This window comes from Maribacter sp. HTCC2170 (assembly GCF_000153165.2).
In the GTDB taxonomy this organism is placed as follows: domain Bacteria; phylum Bacteroidota; class Bacteroidia; order Flavobacteriales; family Flavobacteriaceae; genus Maribacter_A.
In genome coordinates this window covers 1,642,297-1,664,692 of sequence record NC_014472.1, presented here as the reverse complement: position 1 = coordinate 1,664,692, position 22,396 = coordinate 1,642,297, and the positions used below count along the sequence as shown (strand labels likewise).

At 38.1% G+C, this 22,396-nt stretch carries 16 protein-coding genes; 12 read left to right on the top strand and 4 right to left on the bottom strand.

The features are described from left to right. The first annotated feature begins 46 nt into the window (after nt 1-46). The 5 genes from FB2170_RS07320 (at nt 47) to FB2170_RS07300 (ending at nt 7,676) form a co-directional block, all read left to right on the top strand. Nucleotides 47-904 carry a universal stress protein gene (locus FB2170_RS07320; RefSeq protein ID WP_013305896.1) on the top strand — a complete coding sequence of 286 codons (858 nt, stop codon included), beginning with the start codon at nt 47-49 and terminating at the stop codon, nt 902-904. Nucleotides 905-907: 3 nt separating this feature from the next. Further along, nucleotides 908-3,124, top strand: coding sequence for a SulP family inorganic anion transporter (locus FB2170_RS07315; RefSeq protein WP_013305895.1), 2,217 nt, complete (start codon nt 908-910; stop codon nt 3,122-3,124). Between the two features lie 85 nt (nt 3,125-3,209). Continuing rightward, on the top strand, nt 3,210-4,070 hold the full coding sequence (locus FB2170_RS07310) for an MBL fold metallo-hydrolase (RefSeq protein ID WP_013305894.1): 861 nt from the start codon (nt 3,210-3,212) through the stop codon (nt 4,068-4,070). Nucleotides 4,071-4,172: 102 nt separating this feature from the next. Continuing rightward, nucleotides 4,173-5,795: a S8 family peptidase gene (locus tag FB2170_RS07305; protein ID WP_013305893.1), complete on the top strand. Its 1,623-nt coding sequence runs from the start codon at nt 4,173-4,175 to the stop codon at nt 5,793-5,795. A gap of 21 nt (nt 5,796-5,816) precedes the next feature. Beyond that, nucleotides 5,817-7,676, top strand: a complete 1,860-nt coding sequence (locus tag FB2170_RS07300; protein ID WP_013305892.1) for a M1 family metallopeptidase — start codon at nt 5,817-5,819, stop codon at nt 7,674-7,676. A gap of 9 nt (nt 7,677-7,685) precedes the next feature. Here FB2170_RS07300 and FB2170_RS07295 read toward each other — a convergent pair whose 3' ends face one another. Both FB2170_RS07295 and FB2170_RS07290 read right to left on the bottom strand, forming a co-directional pair. Further along, entirely contained in the window at nt 7,686-8,906 is a 1,221-nt protein-coding gene (locus FB2170_RS07295; RefSeq protein ID WP_013305891.1) for a succinylglutamate desuccinylase/aspartoacylase family protein, read from the bottom strand. A gap of 3 nt (nt 8,907-8,909) precedes the next feature. After that, a complete protein-coding gene (locus FB2170_RS07290) occupies nt 8,910-10,760 on the bottom strand; it encodes a CBS domain-containing protein (RefSeq protein WP_013305890.1) in 1,851 nt (616 codons plus the stop codon). 138 nt (nt 10,761-10,898) lie between these two features. Here FB2170_RS07290 and rnpA point away from each other — a divergent pair, with 138 nt between their 5' ends. After that, nucleotides 10,899-11,270: a ribonuclease P protein component gene (gene rnpA / locus FB2170_RS07285; protein ID WP_013305889.1), complete on the top strand. Its 372-nt coding sequence runs from the start codon at nt 10,899-10,901 to the stop codon at nt 11,268-11,270. Further along, the gene (locus tag FB2170_RS07280) at nt 11,263-12,891 is read left to right on the top strand and encodes a S41 family peptidase (protein WP_013305888.1); all 1,629 of its coding nucleotides are present in this window, start codon (nt 11,263-11,265) and stop codon (nt 12,889-12,891) included. Before rnpA ends, FB2170_RS07280 begins: the two co-directional genes overlap by 8 nt. A gap of 9 nt (nt 12,892-12,900) precedes the next feature. On the opposite strand, the gene FB2170_RS07275 is transcribed toward FB2170_RS07280, so the two are convergent. Beyond that, nucleotides 12,901-13,773, bottom strand: coding sequence for a DUF1080 domain-containing protein (locus tag FB2170_RS07275; RefSeq protein ID WP_013305887.1), 873 nt, complete (start codon nt 13,771-13,773; stop codon nt 12,901-12,903). A 143-nt stretch (nt 13,774-13,916) separates the two neighbouring features. On the opposite strand from FB2170_RS07275, the gene FB2170_RS07270 reads away from it, so the two are divergent. Next, the gene (locus FB2170_RS07270; protein ID WP_013305886.1) at nt 13,917-16,016 is read left to right on the top strand and encodes a glycoside hydrolase family 20 zincin-like fold domain-containing protein; all 2,100 of its coding nucleotides are present in this window, start codon (nt 13,917-13,919) and stop codon (nt 16,014-16,016) included. An 8-nt stretch (nt 16,017-16,024) separates the two neighbouring features. On the opposite strand, the gene FB2170_RS07265 is transcribed toward FB2170_RS07270, so the two are convergent. After that, nucleotides 16,025-17,131 carry an acyltransferase family protein gene (locus FB2170_RS07265; protein ID WP_041632740.1) on the bottom strand — a complete coding sequence of 369 codons (1,107 nt, stop codon included), beginning with the start codon at nt 17,129-17,131 and terminating at the stop codon, nt 16,025-16,027. A 201-nt stretch (nt 17,132-17,332) separates the two neighbouring features. Here FB2170_RS07265 and FB2170_RS07260 point away from each other — a divergent pair, with 201 nt between their 5' ends. From FB2170_RS07260 to FB2170_RS07245, 4 genes are read left to right on the top strand one after another with little or no spacing between them, the layout of a single operon-like run. Next, nucleotides 17,333-18,403, top strand: coding sequence for an SGNH/GDSL hydrolase family protein (locus FB2170_RS07260; protein WP_202795957.1), 1,071 nt, complete (start codon nt 17,333-17,335; stop codon nt 18,401-18,403). Next, nucleotides 18,400-19,374 (top strand): MBL fold metallo-hydrolase, encoded by a 975-nt coding sequence (locus tag FB2170_RS07255; RefSeq protein ID WP_013305882.1) that lies wholly within the window; start codon nt 18,400-18,402, stop codon nt 19,372-19,374. The genes FB2170_RS07260 and FB2170_RS07255 overlap by 4 nt, the downstream gene beginning before the upstream one ends. Then, nucleotides 19,331-20,224 carry a fructosamine kinase family protein gene (locus FB2170_RS07250; protein WP_013305881.1) on the top strand — a complete coding sequence of 298 codons (894 nt, stop codon included), beginning with the start codon at nt 19,331-19,333 and terminating at the stop codon, nt 20,222-20,224. The genes FB2170_RS07255 and FB2170_RS07250 overlap by 44 nt, the downstream gene beginning before the upstream one ends. A 55-nt stretch (nt 20,225-20,279) precedes the next feature. Continuing rightward, on the top strand, nt 20,280-22,394 hold the full coding sequence (locus FB2170_RS07245) for a PQQ-binding-like beta-propeller repeat protein (RefSeq protein ID WP_013305880.1): 2,115 nt from the start codon (nt 20,280-20,282) through the stop codon (nt 22,392-22,394). Nucleotides 22,395-22,396 lie beyond the last annotated feature (2 nt).

Genomic DNA, 22,396 nt, shown 5'->3' with positions numbered 1-22,396 from the left:
AATTTGCTAAATAAATATTGTTATATTCGACTTTCAATCTTTTTTCATGCAGAACGGTATCCATCCTTTTAAAACCATATTATTTGGCTTTGCTTTCTCGCCTTCACTAAAAGTGAATGTAATGGAGACCGCTCGAATCGCATATTTTTTTAATGCTAAATTGATTTTACTGCACGTAGGTGAAAAATCCGAAGAGAAATCCAATAAAATCAATCGATTACTGGCTGAAACTGAACACAAAGACCTGGATATTGATATCCAATGGAAACAGGGGAAACCATATGATGTTATTTTAAACGCATGCGATACTCTTAAAATCGACCTATTGGTTCTCGGTGCATTGCAGCATGAGAATATGTTCCAATTTTATGTAGGGTCTATTGCGCGTAAATTGACAAGAAAGGTATGCTGCTCGGTATTGCTATTGATCAAGCCATCTGCCGTACGAGTACCTTGCACAAATGTTGTTGTTAATGGTTTGGACGCTCCTGATACGCCTTTGGCAATTACCGATGCCTTTTATGTGGCCAATGCACTTGGCGCGCAACAATTGACAATCGTAGAAGAGATTCTACAAAGTGAGATACATGTTACCGTGGAAGATGACAGATCATTGAAAAAGGCAAATTTGGTCAAAGAAAGACTTAAACATCGTGAAGAATCAAGGGTTCGTAAACTTGTCTCTGAGCTGCCCATTTCACTTACCGGTTCGGTAAAAGTGAAAACCCAAAGTATTTTTGGACAAAGAGGATATTCTATAGGTCATTATGCCGAAGTAGTGAGAGCGGACCTATTGGTTATGAACGCACCTACCAAAACAGGTATTTTGGATCGGATTTTTCCGCATGACCTAGAACATATATTATCTGATTTACCAACTGACCTTTTGATAATTCGAAGATAAAACGTGTCAGCAAAAACCAACCATACCAAGACATTTGTCAAAGCATTACCCAAGAATATTTTCTCGGGTTTTGTTGTTTCTTTGATTGCACTTCCCTTAGGATTAGGACTAGCCTTGGCCAGTGAAGCTCCGCCCATTTCTGGTATTATTGCGGCAGTAGTTGGTGGCATTGTGGCTTCAATTTTAGGTGGGTCAAATGTTACCATTACCGGTCCGGGAAATGGTTTGGTCATTGTACTGCTAGGGGCAATCACTACTTTGGGTGAGGGGGATATGTACCAAGGTTTTCTTTTTACTTTGGCCGCTATAGTCGTATCTGGGGTATTGATGATTTTGCTTGGATTCCTGAAAATGGGTCGCTTGGCTGATTTTTTTCCAGCTTCTGCGATTGAGGGTATGCTCGCCGCAATTGGTTTGGGGATTTTAGCCAAACAGTTTCATATCATGATTGGACACAACAATGAAAGCGGGAGCATCATTGGACTACTTGGAAAAATACCATCTGGGATTTTAGAGATATTCCAAAATTCTGATATGTCTTCTGTAGTAGCGGCCGGTATAGGAGTGGTTAGTCTTTTGATAATGGTTTTCTATTCCAAGATCAGAAATGAATATTTTCACTTAGTGCCTGCGCCCATGTGGATTCTTATACTAACAGTAGGTATGAGTTATCTTTTGGCCGCTCTCAACATCCCTTACCCTATGGATGGTTCATATCTGATCAATATTCCTGATGATGTGGTCACAAATCTAGCATTCCCTGATTTCTCCAAGGCATTGCAAGGAGATTTTATACAGGCTGTTGTGGCAATTACCCTTATTGCAAGTATAGAATCATTACTGAGCATAAAGGCGGTTGACAAATTAGATCCACAAAGTAGAAGATCAAATGTGAATAAAGATTTAAAGGCGTTGGGGTTGGCTACTACTATAAGCGGGTTTCTGGGTGGTCTAAATGTAGTGACCGTAATTGCTAGAAGCTCGGTGAACGTTAACAATGGGGCGACTAATAGGTCTGCAAATTTTTTCCATGCAACATTTTTAGTGGTTTTTGTACTTCTTTTCCAAGAACAACTACGCAGAATTCCTTTAGCTGCCCTAGCTGCAATTTTAGTCTATACGGGTTATAAGCTTGCGACGCCGAAAACCATCACCAAGATTGCCAAAATAGGACGGGAACAAATCATCATATTCCTGACTACTCTATTAACCACTTTATTTACAAACCTTATTACGGGTATTAGTGCCGGTATCTTAATAACATTTATCATTCATGCCATAATCAATAAAGATGTTGGCTTTTTCCTTAGTCATATGGCGAAGCCAAACGTTCTTTTGTACAAAGAAAAAGATGGGGGTAACTTTTATATAAGCATCAAATACTTCTGTACTTTCATTAATTTCTATAAGCTAAAGAGCAAACTGGATGTTGTCCCCGAAAATGAAGATGTTATCCTCGATTTTTCGCTCTGTAATTTTGTGGACCACACGGTAATGGAAGGATTGGAAAACTATACCGAAACGTTCACAAAAAAAGGAGGGAGCATCGAAATAATAGGGTTAGATAAGCATGAGGCCGATTCACACCATCCTTTCGCCATTCGTAAAATCATCCCTTTTGATAAAATTAAGCCGATTGAACGCTACTTTACTAAGCGACAAAAACTTTTAGAGGCAACAGCTAGTGATTTTGATCTTTCCTATAATGCCAAAAAAAATACTGAGACAAGCTTCTTAAGTGATTTTGTGTTTTTCAGAACCCGTGAAATTCCCTATCTGTACAACACCTTATCCGATGAAAAAAATCGCTATGAATTGTTCGATGTTGAGTTTACAGAAGGTGCCTTTATAGCACGTGAAGTTGTCAAGACGACAGTAATGCACATTAATCTAAACTGTGAAATACCAGTCTTTACTTTGGATAAAGAAGGGTTGTTGGACTTTAAATACGGATTGGCAGGGTTTAGGGATATTGAAATTAAAAATCATCCTGATTTTAACAGGCGGTTTTATTTAAGTGGTGAAAATACTGATGCAATACATACTATGTTTTCAGATGATTTAATCCTCTTTTTAGAGAGCCATCCTTACTATCATATTGAATCTAACGGTACGTCTTTATTGATTCTTAAGAAAGAACGACTATTAAGCGTTCAGGAAATCAAAGCATTGCTATATTTTGGCCAACAATTCAGAGAATTGATGCAAAAAAAGTTATAATTTGTTAAAAGGGCCCATTAAACTTCGGCCCAAGGAAAAAATCCACTATCCTTTTCTTAATTTGCAGCCTCTTTATTTTACTTGAATGACATTATACCCCATAGAGACCGGAAATTTTAAATTGGATGGCGGTGCCATGTTTGGAGTGGTGCCAAAATCTATTTGGAACAGGACCAACCCAGCTGATAATAATAACATGATCGATATGGCCGCCCGAAGCCTCTTGCTTGAAGATGGTAACCGACTCATATTGATTGATACTGGTATGGGAAATAAGCAATCTGACAAATTCTTTGGCTATTACTATCAATGGGGAGATCACACCTTGGATAATTCACTGAAAAAATATGGATTTCATAGAGATGATATAACAGATGTCTTTATGACCCATTTACATTTTGATCATTGTGGGGGAAGCATTCAATGGAATAAAGATCGCACAAGCTATGAACCTGCATTCAAGAATGCCCATTTTTGGACCAATAGAGACCACTGGCTATGGGCCACCGAGCCCAATGTGCGTGAAAAAGCATCTTTTTTGAAAGAGAATCTTTTGCCAATGCAAGAAAGTGGTCAATTGAAGTTTATTGAAAAAAGCGAAAAACCATATATAGAAAAATCAGAATTGGGTTTTGGTATTCTTTTTGTTGATGGTCATACAGACAAACAAATGTTGCCACATATTAGTTACAAAGAAAAGACCTTAGTGTTCACTGCTGATTTAGTGCCAACTGCAGGGCACATTCCTGTTCCCTATGTAATGGGTTACGATACACGGCCCCTGCTAAGTATGGCAGAGAAGCAGTTGTTTATGAATGATGCCGTTGCAAATGAGTACTACTTGTTTTTAGAACATGATGCCCATAATCAAATATGCACTTTGAAAAATACAGAAAGAGGAGTGCGGCTAGATAAAACACATACATTTCATGAAGTTTTCAATTAAACCATGTTCAAGGATTTTCGTAAATTTCCATTCTGATATAATATATACTTCCTACAAATAAAATTCCATTATAAACTTTAGACACTAACTTAAATTAATAAAATGAAACGAATCATATTCAAATCGTTCTTAAGTATTACTGCAACAGCACTTATAATAAGTTGTGGTGCAACATCCATGGTATTGACTCCTGTTGAAAATATAGATACCATGCCCCTAAAAGTGGCAGAATTATCTGAAAGTCAGAAAAAGTCATGGGGACATGCTGATCTAGCAACGGACACTATTCCGGGCATGAGTGTGAACAAGGCTTATGCCGAGATAATAGGCACAAAAAAAGGAACAAAGGTAATTGTTGCTGTTCTTGATTCAGGTATAGATCTAAAACATGAAGATTTAGATGGTGTTCTGTGGACAAATAGAAAAGAAAGACCGGGCAATGGTAAGGATGATGATAATAATGGTTATATCGATGATATTCATGGTTACAATTTCTTGGGAGAATCTTATAATGAACAGCTTGAATATGCTAGAATCTTAAGATTGAAGTTGGGTGATGCTAGTTTACAGGCAAATGCCAAAGCTAAGTTGGATCAAGAAAATCAAGAAGCAGTTGGCAATAAACAACGATATGAACAGATTTTACAAGCAGTAAAGAGTGCCGATTCGGCAGTAAAACAGCATTTGGGTAAGGAAGATTACACCAAAAAAGATGTGTCGGGAATCAAAACAGAAGATCAGACCCTACAACAACATATCGGCGTTTTGATGCAAATGTATACCTATGAAGATAGCATCCCAGAACTTATCAAACAGGTTGAAGACGGCATTAAACACTTTACAGAGCAATTGAATTACAACCTGAAGGTTGATTTTGATGGTCGAAAAGTTGTAGGTGATGATCCGTATGATCTTTTGGACACAAAATACGGAAATGGTAATCCTCAAAACAGAGTCGAGGACGAAAGTCATGGTACTCACGTTGCTGGAATTATTGCGGCAGAACGAAACAATGGTAAGGGTGCAAATGGCGTGGCGAATAATGTAGCCATAATGAGTATTAGAGCAGTACCCAACGGAGATGAATACGACAAGGATATTGCATTGGGTATTAGATATGCCGTCGATAATGGTGCCAAAATAATCAATGGTAGTTTTGGCAAATCTTTCTCTCCAAATGCGCAATGGGTCTATGAAGCTATTAAATATGCGGCTTCAAAAGATGTGCTGATTGTACATGCTGCAGGCAACGATGGAGCAAATTTAGATGACCCAAGTAATCCAAACTTCCCAAATGACCAAGTCAATAATGGGCCTGAAATTGCAGACAACCTAATTACCGTTGGTGCTTTAGATCCAAAATATGGTTCAGAAATGCTGGCCTCTTATTCAAATTATGGTGCTGTTAATGTAGATGTTTTTGCTCCGGGAACCGATATTTATTCAACAGTACCCAACAATAAATATGAATTTATGCCAGGTACTTCTATGGCCTCACCTGCTGTTGCAGGAGTTGCTGCTTTGATACGATCACAGTACCCAAAATTAACCGCCCCACAAATAAAAAAGATTATTTTGGAATCTGGCCTACCAACAAAAGCAACGGTAATTCTTGGCGGGGACCCTTCTAAGAACAATACATTGGACAAAATCAGTACATCGGGAAAAATAGTAAATGCGTACAACGCTTTGCTCATGGCAAGGACGATGTCAGCCCGAAAATAAATACATTTCATACACTCAATTATGCAGTTAAAAAAAACAGCGTTCTTTATCTTTTTAATTGGTCTAAGCTCAATCACTTTAGCCCAGAACAATACTTCATATTGGCAACAACATGTTGATTATACCATGGATGTTAATATGGATGTTGAGAATTATCAATACCAAGGAACGCAAAAACTGGTTTATACCAATAATTCACCCGAGGAGTTAAAACGGGTGTATTACCATCTTTACTTTAACGCATTTCAGCCTGGTAGTGAAATGGATATTCGTCTTCAGAACATAAAGGATCCTGACGGTCGAATGGTCAATGAAGGCAAAAGTAGAATTGCCGACTTAACTCCTTCAGAAATTGGGTATTTGCATACCAAATCGTTAAAACAAGATGGTGTAGAAGTTAACTTTAACGAGGAAGGGACTGTTTTAGTAGTTGATTTAGTTAAACCGATTCCATCAGGAGGTAAAACTACGTTCGAGATGGCGTTTAAAGGTCAAGTACCTGTTCAAATTAGAAGATCAGGGCGAAACAATAAAGATGGTGTTGCCCTTTCTATGAGTCAATGGTACCCAAAACTGGCCGAATATGATTTTGAAGGTTGGCATGCTGACCCATATATCGCCAGGGAATTCCATGGTGTTTGGGGTAATTTTGATGTAAAACTTACCATTGACAAGAACTATGTTGTAGGCGGAACAGGGTATTTACAAAACCCTCAAGAAATTGGGCATGGTTATGAAGTCGCTGGAACAAAAGTAAAAAAGGTAAAAGGTAAAACCCTTACCTGGCATTTTAAGGCTCCAATGGTTCATGATTTTATGTGGGCGGCAGATCCTGAATACGTGCATGACACCTTACAAATGGAGAATGGTCCTACACTTCATTTCTTATACAAAAACGACCCTAAATACGCTGATACTTGGACCAAAGTGCAGCCAATGACTGAAAAGGCCATGCGCTTTTTTAGTAAGAACATAGGAGAATACCCTTATGAGCAATATTCTGTGATTCAAGGAGGTGATGGGGGAATGGAGTATGCTATGAGCACACTTATTACAGGAGGCGACAAACCCGGAAGTGTGGTTGGCACTATGATTCATGAACTTGCACATTCGTGGTTTCAACATGTTCTGGCAACAAATGAAGCCAAACATGAATGGATGGACGAAGGTTTTACCTCTTTTATTTCTGCCCTATGTAGCAATGAAATTAGAGAAAGCAAAAAAGACAATCCGTTTGAAAACTCATATAAAGGGTATTATTATTTGGTAAATTCAGGTAAAGAACAACCGCAAACTACCCACGCAGACAGGTTTGCTGAAAATATGCCTTATGGTATTGCCGCCTATAGTAAAGGTGCTATTTTCCTTTCCCAGCTGGGATATATTGTTGGTCAAGACAAACTTATGAAAACCATTAGAAAATATTTTGAAGATTTCAAATTCAAACACCCTGTGCCAAACGACATCAAAAGAACTGCTGAAAAAGTATCTGGAATGGAGTTAGATTGGTATTTAATGGATTGGACACAGACCACCAACACAATTGATTACGGCGTAAAGAATGTATTTGAAGACGGTACTAGAACCAATATAACATTAGAGCGCATAGGCCTAATGCCAATGCCTTTGGATATTTTGGTTGTCTATACCGACGGCTCACGTGAAACTTTTTATGCGCCGCTGAGAATGATGCGCGGTGAAAAAGATAATCCTTATCCAGACCTGAAGAGAACTGTATTGCCAGATTGGCCTTGGACTCATCCAACGTATGGGTTTTCAGTAAACAGACCAAAGAGTGAAATACGGGCCATTATGATTGATCCCTCCCAGCTAATGGCCGATGTAAATACTGAAAACAACGTTTGGCAAGCTCTTGATTAACACATTTTTCTAAATAGATTTACTGGTGGTTATCCTATACCACCAGGTATTTCTATACATCTCATTTTTAGCGGTAAGTTCTCGATTGTTCATCGCAAAATGTGTCTTATCAAGTACACGATTTCTATACCCCAAAAGGTGAAAAAAGGGTTTTGTAAAAAAATGGGCTACTTTGGTGTTCACCAATAGCGATTGCTTTTGTTTGTTGCCCCATGATACCCCTGGTAAAACATGTAGCAGTGCCCCAAAATTGGTTCTCCTTAAAAAAGCTGAAAGTGTAAGTGCCCATGAAGGTATTTTTCGTATTAAAAAAAAGCCCTCCTCGCCTTGTTCTTGATACAAAGGCATAAAAATAATTGTATCTTTTTCTGCCTTTATAAATTCATCTCTTTCCATCGCCAAGGGCGTTCCTTCAACAACCTCTTCAAAACTCTTGAAGCCCTCCATCATCTTAAAATCTTTAATGTCATTAATATGATGGCGGTGCACTATTTCGTAAAAATTCGAGTTTGATTTCGCTGATTTTTTTAATTGATTATAAAAATCCTTAAAGTCCTTTACATCAGTTTTGCTTAAAAAACCACTATACACCAAGGTGAGCCATGTAAACGCTATGCTGTTTTTAATGGCAGTCTCCTCGGTATGCTGGCCAGATTCAAACCCTAAAGAAACGTATCCCTTTTCGTTGATATAACTCAAAAGTGGGCCATTTAAATACTCCTCAATTCCCAAAATAATTGGCACGGGGAAAAGCTTGGAAAACCTACGATTGATCAATGCATCATTTATCGTAATAAAAGGCAGTGTTTTACTAGAGGTAGTATGAAAATCAATAAAATAAAATGGACCTTTTTCCTCTTTTAGTATACCCAAAATCAATTCATGAATAATAACAAGCTCCTTTTCCTCGGCCAACCGGCTGTCTTTATCCTTGAAATTGATATTTCCAATATTTGAATGGGTCCATAAACGGTTTAGGTCTTTCTCAAGAAATCTTTTGCCTTTCAGTAAAGCAGGTAAATTTCCACGAATACCGTAAAAGCTTCCCTTAAATGTAACAGCAGAGGTTTTAAGCTCGTTAAAAACGTGTTCAAGTGCTGTTACCCCCGATTGCTCATTGCCATGAATACCGCCAAAAAAAATCAAAGTAGGACCAGGTAGATTTCCTTTGATCTGGCCAATAATGCGCCTTGTCTCCAAGGTTTTTTTAGGTTTCACGACAGTCTCCATAAATTACAAGTCCTTGGAAGTGATGATGCCAACAAGTTTTTTGTCACGAACAACAGGTAAACAATTTATCTCATTTTCTTCCATTAATCTTGTTGCTTCATCCAAAGGAGTCTCAGGCGTTACTGTAATCAAATTCTTCTGCATTATCTGATTGATGCTTTGTTCATGCTCTTCCGGTCTATCCAAATATTTTCCAACATCGGTCCATGTTAAAAGACCAACTAAATCAAGATGAATATCAAGAATAGGTACATGGTGAATATTCTTCCACTGCATCATTCTCAAAACTAGCTCCATGCTGTCATTTTCTTGAGCGGTAATGGTTCTGATATTCATTCGTTCCCCAACTTTTCTATTGTCCTTAGGGACCTTAAATTCATCGCCTCTAGGTAGTTGCCAAATATCTACGTTATACCCTTTGTCCTGTCTCTCATACATCGTCGCAGACAAAATCTTCAATGCGTCTGGAGTTTTATACTCTTTTTTAAGTTTTCGAAAACCTTCAACTATCCACCTTGAACCATTTCTTGATCGAATTCTGTTCTTTATGATTCTTAGATATTGTTCGGCATCAGCAGGGCTCACTTTCATGCTATACAAGCCTCTATAAGCCATAGGTAAGAAGTGGTCCATTAAAAGGTCTTGACTTGACACCAGTTTGCCGTTCCAATAAAATTGTGTTGCCATACCATATCTGGCCGCATTGAAAAAGTTGCTTTTTGCATCTTTGAATTCCATTTTGGTATGTATGTCATCAAACTCCTTTGGTCTTCCTTTCATCACACCGACCCAAAACATCATATTAGCAATCTCATCGGCTGTCGAAGGGCCCGAGGGTATATATCTGTTTTCTATTCGCATATGGGCCTTGCCATCAGTTGTACCATAGCATAGTCTGTTCCACTTGTACACAGTGCCATTATGTAGTTTAAGCGCTTTTAATTTTGGTGTTTTTCCTTCTTGAATCTCAGTCATACTGTCAGTTTCGAAATCGGTAGTAATAAGACTTCGAAAGCCAATAACAGTATCTTTAAAAAAGTCAGCTACAGAACCTTGAGCCCATCTATTTCCGAAACCAACCCTTGGTTCTCTTTCATTCAAAACAAAAGTGCTTGCCCGTGTATCTACACTTTGCGCAAACAAGGCAATACGCGATTCTTCCCAAAGCTCACGCCCCATTAACATAGGAGAGTTCGTACATATTGAAAGAATAGGTCCGGCAATCGCCTGCGCCCAATTGTACGTATCTGCAAATTCATCAGGGTTTATTTGTAAATGAGATTGAAAGCTGGTATTACAGCCCTCATAAAGTATAGAGTCGTGCTTCAGGTTTAGTTCATCTACCCCTTTAATATGTAGTTCAATATCATTCTTTCTAACTTCTTTTATTGCCTCGTTTAAAATCTTATATCGCTTTAGTGGCGTCATATAAGAAAGACTTAGATGCTTGGTTCGTATGGTTGGCAAAATACCGGTTAACATGATTTTTGTTTCTTTTTTTGCTGCAGCTTCCTCAGCCGTGTTCAAAAGTTTTTTTAACTGTCTGTGTAATGTAGAAAAGCAGTCTCCTTTTAATTCGTGAGGGTCCAGGTTTATTTCTAGATTATAAAGAGCGATTTCAGAGGTAAAGTACTTCTGGTCAAGCTCTTTCAATATTTCAACAGCATTGTTGGCCGGGCCCCATTCTTTATTCACCAAGCAAAATTCCTGCTCGGCCCCTATCCTTGTAATGTCTTTTTCAAACATGTTGTTTTCAAGCATATATTCCAACGCCTTGATGTCTGACATTAATTGTTTTATATAAATTGATTTGTTCGGGTTTCCGATCAGCTTTTCTACGTTTAGTTCTCCCATACTTAATATATTGTCGTCTATCTAAAAAACAGACTAGTGTTCACCAATACAAAATAGCGCCTTTTTCGTCCGCCAACAAATGACAAATGTCATAAAACCTTTACAGTGAAATTTCTTTACTTTTACCCAATCATGTCGATGAAATTTCCAAAAAAAGAAAAACTCAAAAGTAAAAAGCTGATAGAACAACTCTTTCAAGAAGGAAAAAGTTTGTCAAGTTTCCCTATTAAATTAATATACCTCAAGATAGAGGAGCCAATGAACGCAAGATTTAAAGCGGGAATGGCTGTACCGAAAAAGAATTTTAAAAGCGCAGTCAAAAGAAACCGAATCAAAAGATTGCTCAGAGAATCCTATAGGTTGAACAAACACTTGGTTTTTAACAATAGTGAGGGAAACTTTGCGTTTCTAATTTTATACCTTGGTAAGGAAATGCCCAAATACATTGAGTTGGAAAAGAACATGCAATTAACCCTGCACAAGTTTTTAAAAAAAATTGAGGATGAATAAGTTGATTAAAAAAAAGGTGTTGGTTCCGGTTTTGGCGGTTACCTTTTTAATTGTTGGAAGTGGATTTAAGAGCGATTTCTTTGAGATTGCGAAGCAAATAGAGATTTTCACTACACTTTTCAAGGAGTTGAACATGAACTATGTTGATGAAACAAATCCAGCAGAGTTAATGGATACCGCAATAAAGAATATGCTGAATGAACTTGATCCGTACACCAAATTCCTAAATGAACAGGATGTCGAGGCCTATAAAATAAATAATGCAGGAGAATATTCCGGAATAGGCGCATTGGTACGTTCCTATGACGACCGATTATTGGTTGTTGAACCCTATAAAGACTACCCCGCGGATAAGGCTGGTTTAAAAGCTGGCGATGAAATTATTAAAATTGGGGAAATCAACGTTGCCGATTTTGATGATAATGCAAGTGAGTTGCTAAAAGGGGCAAACAATTCATCAGTCGCAATCACCTATAAAAGATTGGGTAAAACGAATACTACAACAATAAAACGTGAAGCCATTGAAGTTGATGCGGTGCCATTTTATCATATGGTAGATGATAAGACAGGGTATATAGTATTGGCAAAGTTTAATGCAAAAGCTTCTTCACAGACCAAAGCGGCCCTAATCGACCTTAAGGGAAAAGGGGCTGAAAAAATAATACTGGATCTACGAGGCAATCCAGGCGGACTATTGTCCGAAGCAATAAATGTCACAAATCTTTTTGTCCCCAAAGGTGAGTTGATCGTGACTACCAAATCAAAGGTAAAGAAGTTCAATTCTGAATATAGAACCAAGCGTAAACCGGTAGATATTGATATACCATTGGTTGTGTTGGTAAACGGGAGCAGTGCTTCGGCCAGTGAAATTGTTTCAGGCAGTTTACAAGATTTAGATAGGGCTGTTATAATTGGCGCACGCAGTTTCGGAAAGGGGCTGGTTCAAAGACCAATGAAACTTACTTACGGAACCCAATTGAAGGTTACGATAAGTCGCTATTACACTTCTTCTGGAAGATGCATACAATCCTTGGATTATTGGAATAGGGATGAGGACGGTAAAGCTGTACGTAATACCCAGTTCAACGAATTTAGAACAAGGAACGGTCGAAAAGTCCAAGATGGTGGTGGTGTATTACCGGATATTGAAGTAGACGAATTAAAAGCAAATTCTTTGACCATGGCCTTGGCACAAAACAATGTAATGTTTGATTATGCCACGAACTACCATTACCAAAATAATATTGAAAACCTCAGCGATTTCACTTTTTCAAAGGATGATTTCAATGCGTTTAAAACTTTTGTTTCCCAAAGTAATTTCTCATACGAAACAAAGACAGAAAAGGCCATCAAAGAAGCTATGGGCAATTCGGATGATGATATGTTCGGGGCTTCAGTCCAAGAAAATTACAAATCTCTTTTAACTGAAATAGAAAAGAGCAAAATCCTGTCTTTGGATAAGCATCAAAATGAAATCCAAAAGAAGTTGGAAGACGAAATCGTAAAAAGGTACTTCTATAGAGAAGGGCTGTTTGAATATTATTTAACCCACGATGAGGCAATCTTGGTCAGTACAGAACTTTTGGCAAATGAAAACAAGTACAATGCCATCTTACAATAATCTAGGATATCATTTATAGATACAACTTCCTGGATTCGATTTTATAAAATGTTTGCCGTAGTTAACGGCTTTTGGATCCATGCACCCTTTCAGGTTTTTTATTTTAATATTCTTAAAGTCAATTGGTTGTCCCTCGCTTTGCAAAGCAATAAATCCTGAAGTCAAAGGCTGTCCGTCTTTTTTTATTTCTGCATCATAACGATCAACCACACCACCTCCCATTTGAGGTTTGGTATATTGCAGCACCTCTTTTCCATTTATAATATGCGTAACCAAAGAATCACCTAATACTATAAGTTCTGCTTTCACCCATTGCTTGCCAAAAAAGGTTTCTGAAGACGAATTGATGCAGTGCCTTGGATCTACTTTTCCTTGATATACTACATCGGTTCCCGGTGAGCACATATTGCCCGTTGGCCTAGGTTTGTCTTTTTCCAATCCTGCCAAAAACTGCATTTCTACAGAAATAGGCCAATTTTGTTCTTTGGGCATGGTTTTAGGGTCTTGACTATGAAACATTATGCCGCTATTTTTCAAGGTAAAGCTTGGAGCACCTGGATGCAGCTCACCTACAAATCTATACTCCATAGACAAATGAAAATAGGAATAGGGTTTATTATAATATAAATGGCCAAAACGATCATTAAAATCGCCCTCGTACTGATTGTAGCGTACTTTTATGATTTCATCTTCTACCCTAAAAGTATCACCATGATTATCCCCTGTCTCATAATGATGAATTTTAGTGGTCCAATCCGCAATGTCCTTTCCATTGAAAAGGTCTTGCCACACATCTTTATCTGAAATGGTTTTTACACTTGCACATTGACTTAGCAAAATCATCATGCCCAAAAAAACAAGCTTGTTCAAAAAAGACCTCATATCTCAAGTTTAAAACGATTCTATCTGTAAGATACCATAAGTTTGTTTGTAAATGTATAATAATGAGCTATTGGGCCAACTATTTCTTACTTTTATAGGCATTTGCAAATAATTTATTCTTTATCAACCTTGAACAAAATTCCATGAGGAAAACCTGTGCTCTTTTCGTGTCGCTCCTTTTTTTAATCTCCTGTAAAAATTCTCCGGAAAAACTTGGTGATTTTGAGGTTTTACCACTACCACAAAAGTTTGAAATTAATGGGGTTAGTAGCCTAAATGTTAAGGATTTAAAACTTTATCATTCAAAAATAAATTCAGAGCTTCCTATTGAAAATGACCTATTTGGTAAAATGAAGCGGGCTGATAAAGAATCTAAAGCCCAGTTGCTGTTTGAGGTTGATAATTCTCTGGATATAAAAGATCAGGGTTACTTGCTGAAAATTGATAATGATAAAATAAAGATTACTGGAAAAGATTCCATTGGTCTCTTTTACGGGGTCAAAACTTTGGAGCAATTGTTAATAGACTCCAAGGAGCAAGAAGTGAACCTGCCAGTATGCACAATTGAAGACTACCCTTTGTTGGCCTATAGGGCCGTACATTTAGATGTGAAACATCACTTAGAAAAAGAGGCATATTATTATGACCTTATCGACAAATTAGCAGGATATAAAGTGAACGCCATTATTCTCGAAATCGAGGATAAATTAAAATTCACAAAACAACCAAAGGTGTCTTCAATGGATGCTTGGTCCATAGAAAAATGGAAGAAACTTAGTGATTATGCCGCACAGCGACACATTAGCATAAGCCCTTTGGTTCAAGGATTGGGCCATGCTTCCTTCATTTTAAAACATGATGAATACAAAGCATTAAGAGATAATACAGAAAGTGATTGGGCCTTTAATCCTTTAGACCCAAAAACTTATGAGGTGCAATTTGATTTATATCTAGATGCTATGGAGGCCACTCCCCATGGGAAATATTTACACGTTGGTGGTGATGAGGTACATACAACCGGGCGTGATAGTGGTAAATCTGCCTTGGAGTTGCAATTGGGATGGTTAGCAAAGGTCAGCACTTTTGCTGAAAAGCATGGTCGTATTCCCATTTTTTGGGACGATATGCCACTGCGGCAAGCGGATGTTTACGAACCAATGTTCAGGCCCAATATGACCAAAAGGGAAGTGGACAGCATATGGTCACAAAATGAACATAAGCTAACTTCTTTTTTAGACAAATTTCCAAAAAACTGTATTTATATGCGATGGAATTATAGTTCACCTGAGGCCTATGGAAATACAAAGGCCATGCAATGGTTCGCCGATAATGGTTTTCAAGTTATGGGTGCCACTGCCGGGCAAACCCGTTGGGTTCTGATGCCACAATCAGAAAGTAACATGGATAACATAAAATCTTTTGCAGTTAACTCTATCAATAGTGGTCTAAACGGACTTTTACTCACGCTCTGGGACGACGATTCTCCACATTTTGAACTTTATACACGCGGAATAATCGCTTTTGCGGAATATACTTGGTCAGGGGAAAAAAGGGGTAAAGACAAAATCAAATCCGCTTACAGACAAAGGGAGTTTTCATATACATTGAAGGACTCTACTATGGCATTCATTGACGATTTGGAAGATCCTGTTGTTTTTTGGAAAAATGCATTGCTTAAGGGGAACAAAAGAAACTATCTAAAAGGAATGGACAACCCTATTGAAGAAGGAGTCATTGATATGCCGAACAGAAACAAAAAGGGAGAATGGAGTATAAAATATAAAGAACGTTTGGCTAATGCTGAACTTGTAATGAAAGGGTACGACAGCATTTCAAACAAAATATCCCAAATGAGATCAAGTGCATTACGGAACAGCTATAGTTTAGATGTTTATAATCAGGTAAATAAACTGGCGCATTATGCCCCAAAAGCATTATTAACTCTTAAGGCTTATGATAAGGCTCAAACACCTGCTGAGGAATTGGAAGCTGTGAAAAAATTAGGTATGTTAAAAGTGGAGTTTTCACTTCTACGAGGTGCATTTGAAGCTGTCTATGAAAAAACCCGGGTGCTTAATAAACCAGATAATTACATTCTAGATCAAGATCATCATGTACATATGGCCAATCAATCCTTGAATTTTGATTGGCAATTCATCGGTGAGCAACTATTCTTAGACAAGCTCGATATGGCCTTGCCCAACTTAATTTATTTGGAAAATGCTGAATCCACATTAAAATAGTAATCCCATTACACTTTAAAATAGACTTTTTTCTGATCTAGAAAGTAAGTGATATACCAAAAGATAAAGAGTACGAATAGTGCATTTACTACCATTATCCAATCATTGGGAACCCCTATGGGTGCCAAAAGGCCTTCGGTGAATATTTTTCCAAAACCACGAAACCACTGAACCCCAACGGTCTCAGCAAAAAGGTAAATGAAAATTGAATTTGTACCCACTACGCTGAAAATCTTTAGCCAATTGGGTTTATTGCCCTTAATGTCAATCCACCAATAAAACAATGCTAAGGTAAGTAGACACCATCCCCCAGAAGCCATTGTAAACGATGTTGTGGCTATTCTCTTGACAATGGGTGTAATGTTCAGTAGGTCCATTGAATACCCTAATATCAACAAAACAACACCCCAAATGACTATGGGCTTAAGCTTATTTTGATCCGTGGCTGATGATAATAGCAACTTACCACAAACAACGCCCCAAATAGTATGGGCAGCTGTGGGTAGAAAATTTACAACCACCCAATAACCACTATTGGTTTTTCCCATGACCAGCATATCAATAAAAGAGCCGAAACTTTCGTGTCCTTGTACATAAGGTGCAGATGGGTTGTAGGTGCGGTAAAGAATTTCAGTGAGCAACAATAACCCTATCGATATACCTATCTGAGCCTTATTGGAAAGACTCATTATAAAATAGGCGATTAAAATCGTAAAGGCCAATTGTACCAAAACATTCCACAGTTCCCATACCAGCGCATGGCTATACACGCAATGAAGCAAGGCACCAAAGGCGAACAAAAGAAAGCATCTTTTCAATATGTGTCTCGTGGCCGACTTCCTTGATCCACTGGCTAAACGTTTTCGTAAAGAAAAGGGCATTGCCACCCCAACAATAAACATAAAGAAGGGTTGGATCAAATCCCAAAAACGCAAACCATTCCATGGATGGTGATGTAATTGATGAGCTAGGCCTGAAAAAATGGTGCCATCTGTTAGCTCGGTGAAATTGTGATGAAATCCAGCAGCTTCGGCCACTAAAAGAAACATGGTGAGTCCTCTAAAAACATCTAAGGAAAACAGCCGTTTTGAAACATTGGTAACGGGTATCGACATAATGAATTTGGTTTGGTTGTTGTTCAGGAAGATACTTAGAAATAATAGAGGGTCAAAATTGTTTGAAACTTATCACATTCAATTAACTTTATGCAAACAATCAAACAATTCGGAATCAACTTTGATTTTTAAATAGTCAAAAAAATAGGATTGCAAACGTCAAAGAAAGAAATTCCCATGAAATCATTTCTAAAAGTATTCATGCTAGTTTTTCTGAGTACGGCCATTCAGGCGCAACAAACAGAAAAGTATACATGGCTAAATCCATTAAACTCCATTAATCAGCTAGAGGGGCAGGGTTGGGAAAACATTGGGTATAATCGATTACCTAAAGAGACAAAAGCGACTGTAAGAGCACCTATTTGGAACCTCTCTCGGCATAGTGCCGGTATTACTATTCGTTTCACCACAAATTCCGAAAAAATTAGGGTTCAATATCAAGTCGAGGGCCACCATGGTATGCCACATATGCCGCCAACGGGTGTCAGTGGAGTCGACTTATATGTAAAAAATGGTACTAATTGGCTTTGGTGCAGAGGAAGATATCAGTTTAAAGATACCATTCTGTATAATTATAGGATTGATAACAATCAATCAGGAAACAAAGAATATCAATTATACCTCCCACTGTACAATTCAGTAAAAAACCTGCAGATTGGAATTTTGGAAAAAGATGAAATTACATTTCAAAACCTAACTGACCAAAAACCCATTGTTGTCTATGGCACATCAATTGCGCAAGGAGCCTGTGCCTCAAGACCAGGTATGGCCTGGACAAATATTCTATCTCGAAGATTTAAGGAGCCTGTTATTAACTTGGGGTTCTCTGGGAATGGCCGATTGGAACAGGAAATAATCGAGCTTATGACCGAAATACATGCCTCCGTCTATGTGCTGGATTGTTTGCCCAATCTCTCGCCCAATGAAAAAAGAACAAAATCTGAAATACAAAAGCGAATTACCAATAGTGTTAATCTATTAAGGAAAGAACATCCTAAAACTCCCATTCTATTAGTACAACATGCTGGATATTCTGATGGGCTTGTTGATATCTCTCGCCAAAAGGTATATACAACACTGAATACCTGGATGACTGAATCCTATGAAAGGCTTTTAGAAGAAAATGTGACTGGACTCTATATGCTTTCAAAAGATAATATTAGGCTCAGTAATGATGCCTTTGTTGATGGTACGCATCCTACAGATTTAGGAATGCAGCAATATGCAGATGCTTACGAAAAAGTTCTCGAAACAATTTTACACCAACAATGATGAAAACATATGTTTTTCTAACCATATTATTTCTATCAATTTCCTGTAAGGATACTTCGAGTAAATTTGAAAAGAAATCTGAGGTGATTTTGAGCAGTCCTGTTTCGGCAAACTCACTAATTATTCTAGGCACAGTACAAGATGCCGGCTCTCCACATATTGCTTGCAAAAAAGATTGCTGTAAGAATCTTTTCGAAGCACCCAATGTTAATCGAAAAGTAGTTTCCTTAGGTCTTGTAGATGTCCAAAATGAAAAGACATTTCTGTTTGAAGCCACCCCGGACATCGCAACACAACTGAAAAGTCTAAAAAAGAAAACTCCTTTTAATTCAAGTGAAATACCAAATGGTATTTTCGTTACCCACGCCCATATAGGGCATTATACAGGACTCATGTATTTGGGCAAAGAGGCAACCAATGCAAAAAAAACAAGGGTGTTTGCCATGCCTAAAATGAAAACCTTTTTAGAGCAAAACGGACCCTGGGGGCAATTGGTAACCAATAACAATATTTTACTTGAAGAAATTCGGAATAATACAACAATTGAATTATCTCAAAAGATAAAGGTTACTCCCTTTAAGGTACCCCATCGTGACGAATATTCAGAAACAGTAGGCTACAAAATTATTGGCCCTAATAAAACAGTGCTTTTCATTCCTGATATTGATAAGTGGTCAAAATGGGAAACCAACATTATTGATGTTGTGAAAGATGTTGATATTGCCCTTTTAGATGCTACTTTCTTCAATACTGAGGAAATAAACAATCGCGACATCTCTGAAATTCCGCATCCATTCGTTATTGAAACTATGGAATTATTCAAAAACCATCCTAAAGATGTAAAGAACAAAATTCATTTCATTCATCTGAATCACACCAACCCACTTTTGGATGAAAATAGTGACCAGACCAAAGAAGTCTTGGCAAATGGATTTAATATTTCCAGAATCAATGATATCATCGAGCTTTAAGCATCATTTGGAACATGTTTTGGGCTGCCCAATCACTAGATTTGAGCCTGTTTCGGGAGGTGATATTTCCAAAGCGTTTTGTATTTATACGGCAACCAATCGTTTCTTTTCCAAGATTAATCAAAGTGATTTAGCAAAAGAAATGTTCTTAACGGAAAAGTTAAGTTTGGACAGTATTAATCAAACCAATACCATTAAAGCACCTGAAGTAATCCATCTTGGACAACATCATGACGGTTCTTATATAATAATGGAATATGTGGAGTCAAAAAGCCCCTCTTCAAAAGAAATGGAGGCTTTTGGGCATCAATTAGCGGCTATGCACAAATACGAAATTGGAAGTTCTTTTGGGCGGGAACAAGACAACTTCATCGGTACCCTACAACAGTCCAATAAAAAACATTCCGATTGGGTTCAATTTTATGTTGGCGAACGACTTTTGCCACAATTGAGATTAGCCAGAAGCAAAGAACTACTGAGTTCTAATGAAATACCAAAAGAAATCGGGCTTTTAAAAGGCTGTGAGAGGTTATTTCCCAAAATAAAACCGTCATTAATACATGGCGATTTATGGAGTGGGAATTACCTGATCAACAATGAAGGTGTTCCTTTTCTTATTGATCCTGCCCTATATGTTGGTCATTATGAGGTGGACATGTCCATGACCCAATTGTTCGGAGGTTTCTCATCACCTTTCTACAAAGCCTATGAAACACATTTCCCAAAAGAAATACTTCATAATGAACGTAAAGACATATATCAATTATACTATCTTCTTGTCCACCTAAATCTTTTTGGGAAGTCCTATTCTCAGGCAGTAAAACAACTATTGAAAATATACTTCAATTAACTAATCTTCCCATTACATTATTTTCTAACTTTAAAACAACCAATTACAACGGTATATGGGTTTTATTAGACAAGTATCTAAATTAGCAATGTGCTGCTCACTTTTGATTTTGGTCATCACTTGCGATAAATCCAGCACCAAAACACAAACATATACAACTTGGTCTTCCTATTTAGGGGATTCTGGACGAAGCCATTACTCTACCTTATCAGAAATTACACCTGAAAATGTTGAAAATCTAAAAATCGCATGGAGCTACAAGGCGCCAGATTGGGGGCAAATGCAAATGAACCCGATAGTGGTAGACACCATATTGTATGGGGTAACCGCAGCGCTTCGCGCATTTGCTCTCAACGCAACAACAGGAAAAGAGCTTTGGCGTTTTGGAGATTCACTTCAGGCCTGGCATTCAACCAGCCGAGGGGTTTCGTATTGGGAAAAGGATAATGACAAAAGAATTCTGTTCACACACGGGCCTGATTTATATGCATTGAATGCGTTAACCGGTCAACCAATTAAGGGTTTTGGGATTCAAGGAAAAATAGATTTGCGTTCTGGTTTACCAGAAAGCGATATGGATAAATTCGTTATTTCCAGTACACCTGGGACCATATTCAAAGATTTAATAGTTATGCCTCTTAGATTATCCGAAGATGTCGATGCCGCACAAGGAGATATTATAGCATTCAATGTTATAACTGGTGCCGTGGAATGGGTTTTTCACCCCATCCCCCATCCTGGAGAAGAGGGTTTTGAAACTTGGGAAGATAAAAATGCATGGCAAAACGTATTTGTTGGAGCAGCAAACAACTGGGCAGGAATGGCTGTAGACGAAGAGCTGGAAATCATCTATATTCCTACTGGTTCGGCAGCTCCGGATTTTTATGGCGGTATGCGAAAAGGCAGTAATTTATTTTCAGATTGTTTGTTAGCCTTAAATGCAAATACTGGTGAGCGAATTTGGCACTTTCAGTTTACCCATCATGATATTTGGGATCGTGACCCACCAGCCCCACCAAATCTTTTAATGGTTGAGCGAAATGGGAGAAAAATTCCTGCTGTTGCGCAAGTCACGAAACAAGGTTATGTGTATGTTTTTAATCGCAAGACTGGGGAGCCGCTTTTTGATATAGAGGAAAAACTTGTACCTAAATCTACCTTAAAAGGAGAAGAAGCATGGCCCACGCAGCCTTTTCCTGTAGCCCCTAAGCCTTTTGCTCGACAATCCTCGGACCTAACTGAAAATGATATTAGTCCGTTTGCTGAAAACAGAGATGAATTGCTAGCTTTACTTAAATCAATTGATAAGCGCATATATGCGCCTCCAGGTATGAACCCGGCACTTTTGCTTCCTGGTTATGATGGAGCTGCTGAATGGGGTGGTGCGGGCACAGATCCAGACGATGGGATCATATATGTAAATTCAAATGAAATGCCATGGATCATGCAAATGCAAGAGGTGAATCAAAAGGGCAGTGCAGCTTCTTTAGGGGAAAAACTATATAATAATAATTGTATTATTTGCCATTTGGCAGATAGGTCAGGAATCCAATTAAGTGGCTTCCCTGCTTTAACGAACCTTAAAGCGACCAAATCAAGAGAAGAGGTTGCTCTACAGATTAACCAAGGTAAAGGAATGATGACCGGTTTTCCCCAGATTACAGGTAAGGAAATGGAGGCATTATTGAATTTTCTGTTTGATGAAAACGATAAGCAAGAAGTTCTTTCCGATACAAAATCATATCCATTGCCATATAAACATTTAGGATACAATAAATTCTTTGATAGCAAAGGAAATCCAGCAATAACAACTCCTTGGGGTACTCTACATGCTATTGATTTAAATACCGGTGAGTATATTTGGTCTATTCCTTTTGGAGACACCCCTAGTTTAGGTGAACATGGAAAAGGTACGGGCACTGAAAACTATGGTGGGCCTGTAATTACAGAGAACGGGTTGCTTTTTATAGGGGCCACAAAAGATGGATATTTTAGAGTATTCGACAAACATTCAGGGGAAATACTATGGGAGCAGAGGCTCCCGGCGGCGGCATTTGCCACTCCTGCAATGTATGAAGTTGATGGTAAACAGTATATCGCCATAGCCTGTGGCGGTGAAAAATTAGGAACTGAAAAGGGAAATCAAATTATCGCTTTCGCCTTGGAATAACA

Bases quoted from the DNA above. Each gene is read 5' to 3' on its own strand.
- FB2170_RS07270 (WP_013305886.1), top strand. From the start codon at position 13,917: ATGAGGAAAACCTGTGCTCTTTTCGTGTCGCTCCTTTTTTTAATCTCC.
- FB2170_RS07255 (WP_013305882.1), top strand. From the start codon at position 18,400: ATGATGAAAACATATGTTTTTCTAACCATATTATTTCTATCAATTTCC.
- FB2170_RS07300 (WP_013305892.1), top strand. From the start codon at position 5,817: ATGCAGTTAAAAAAAACAGCGTTCTTTATCTTTTTAATTGGTCTAAGC.
- FB2170_RS07295 (WP_013305891.1), bottom strand. From the start codon at position 8,906: ATGGAGACTGTCGTGAAACCTAAAAAAACCTTGGAGACAAGGCGCATT.
- FB2170_RS07275 (WP_013305887.1), bottom strand. From the start codon at position 13,773: ATGAGGTCTTTTTTGAACAAGCTTGTTTTTTTGGGCATGATGATTTTG.
- FB2170_RS07245 (WP_013305880.1), top strand. From the start codon at position 20,280: ATGGGTTTTATTAGACAAGTATCTAAATTAGCAATGTGCTGCTCACTT.
- FB2170_RS07260 (WP_202795957.1), top strand. From the start codon at position 17,333: ATGCTAGTTTTTCTGAGTACGGCCATTCAGGCGCAACAAACAGAAAAG.
- FB2170_RS07250 (WP_013305881.1), top strand. From the start codon at position 19,331: ATGGATTTAATATTTCCAGAATCAATGATATCATCGAGCTTTAAGCAT.
- FB2170_RS07280 (WP_013305888.1), top strand. From the start codon at position 11,263: ATGAATAAGTTGATTAAAAAAAAGGTGTTGGTTCCGGTTTTGGCGGTT.
- FB2170_RS07290 (WP_013305890.1), bottom strand. From the start codon at position 10,760: ATGGGAGAACTAAACGTAGAAAAGCTGATCGGAAACCCGAACAAATCA.
- FB2170_RS07265 (WP_041632740.1), bottom strand. From the start codon at position 17,131: ATGTCGATACCCGTTACCAATGTTTCAAAACGGCTGTTTTCCTTAGAT.
- FB2170_RS07310 (WP_013305894.1), top strand. From the start codon at position 3,210: ATGACATTATACCCCATAGAGACCGGAAATTTTAAATTGGATGGCGGT.
- FB2170_RS07305 (WP_013305893.1), top strand. From the start codon at position 4,173: ATGAAACGAATCATATTCAAATCGTTCTTAAGTATTACTGCAACAGCA.
- rnpA (WP_013305889.1), top strand. From the start codon at position 10,899: ATGAAATTTCCAAAAAAAGAAAAACTCAAAAGTAAAAAGCTGATAGAA.
- FB2170_RS07320 (WP_013305896.1), top strand. From the start codon at position 47: ATGCAGAACGGTATCCATCCTTTTAAAACCATATTATTTGGCTTTGCT.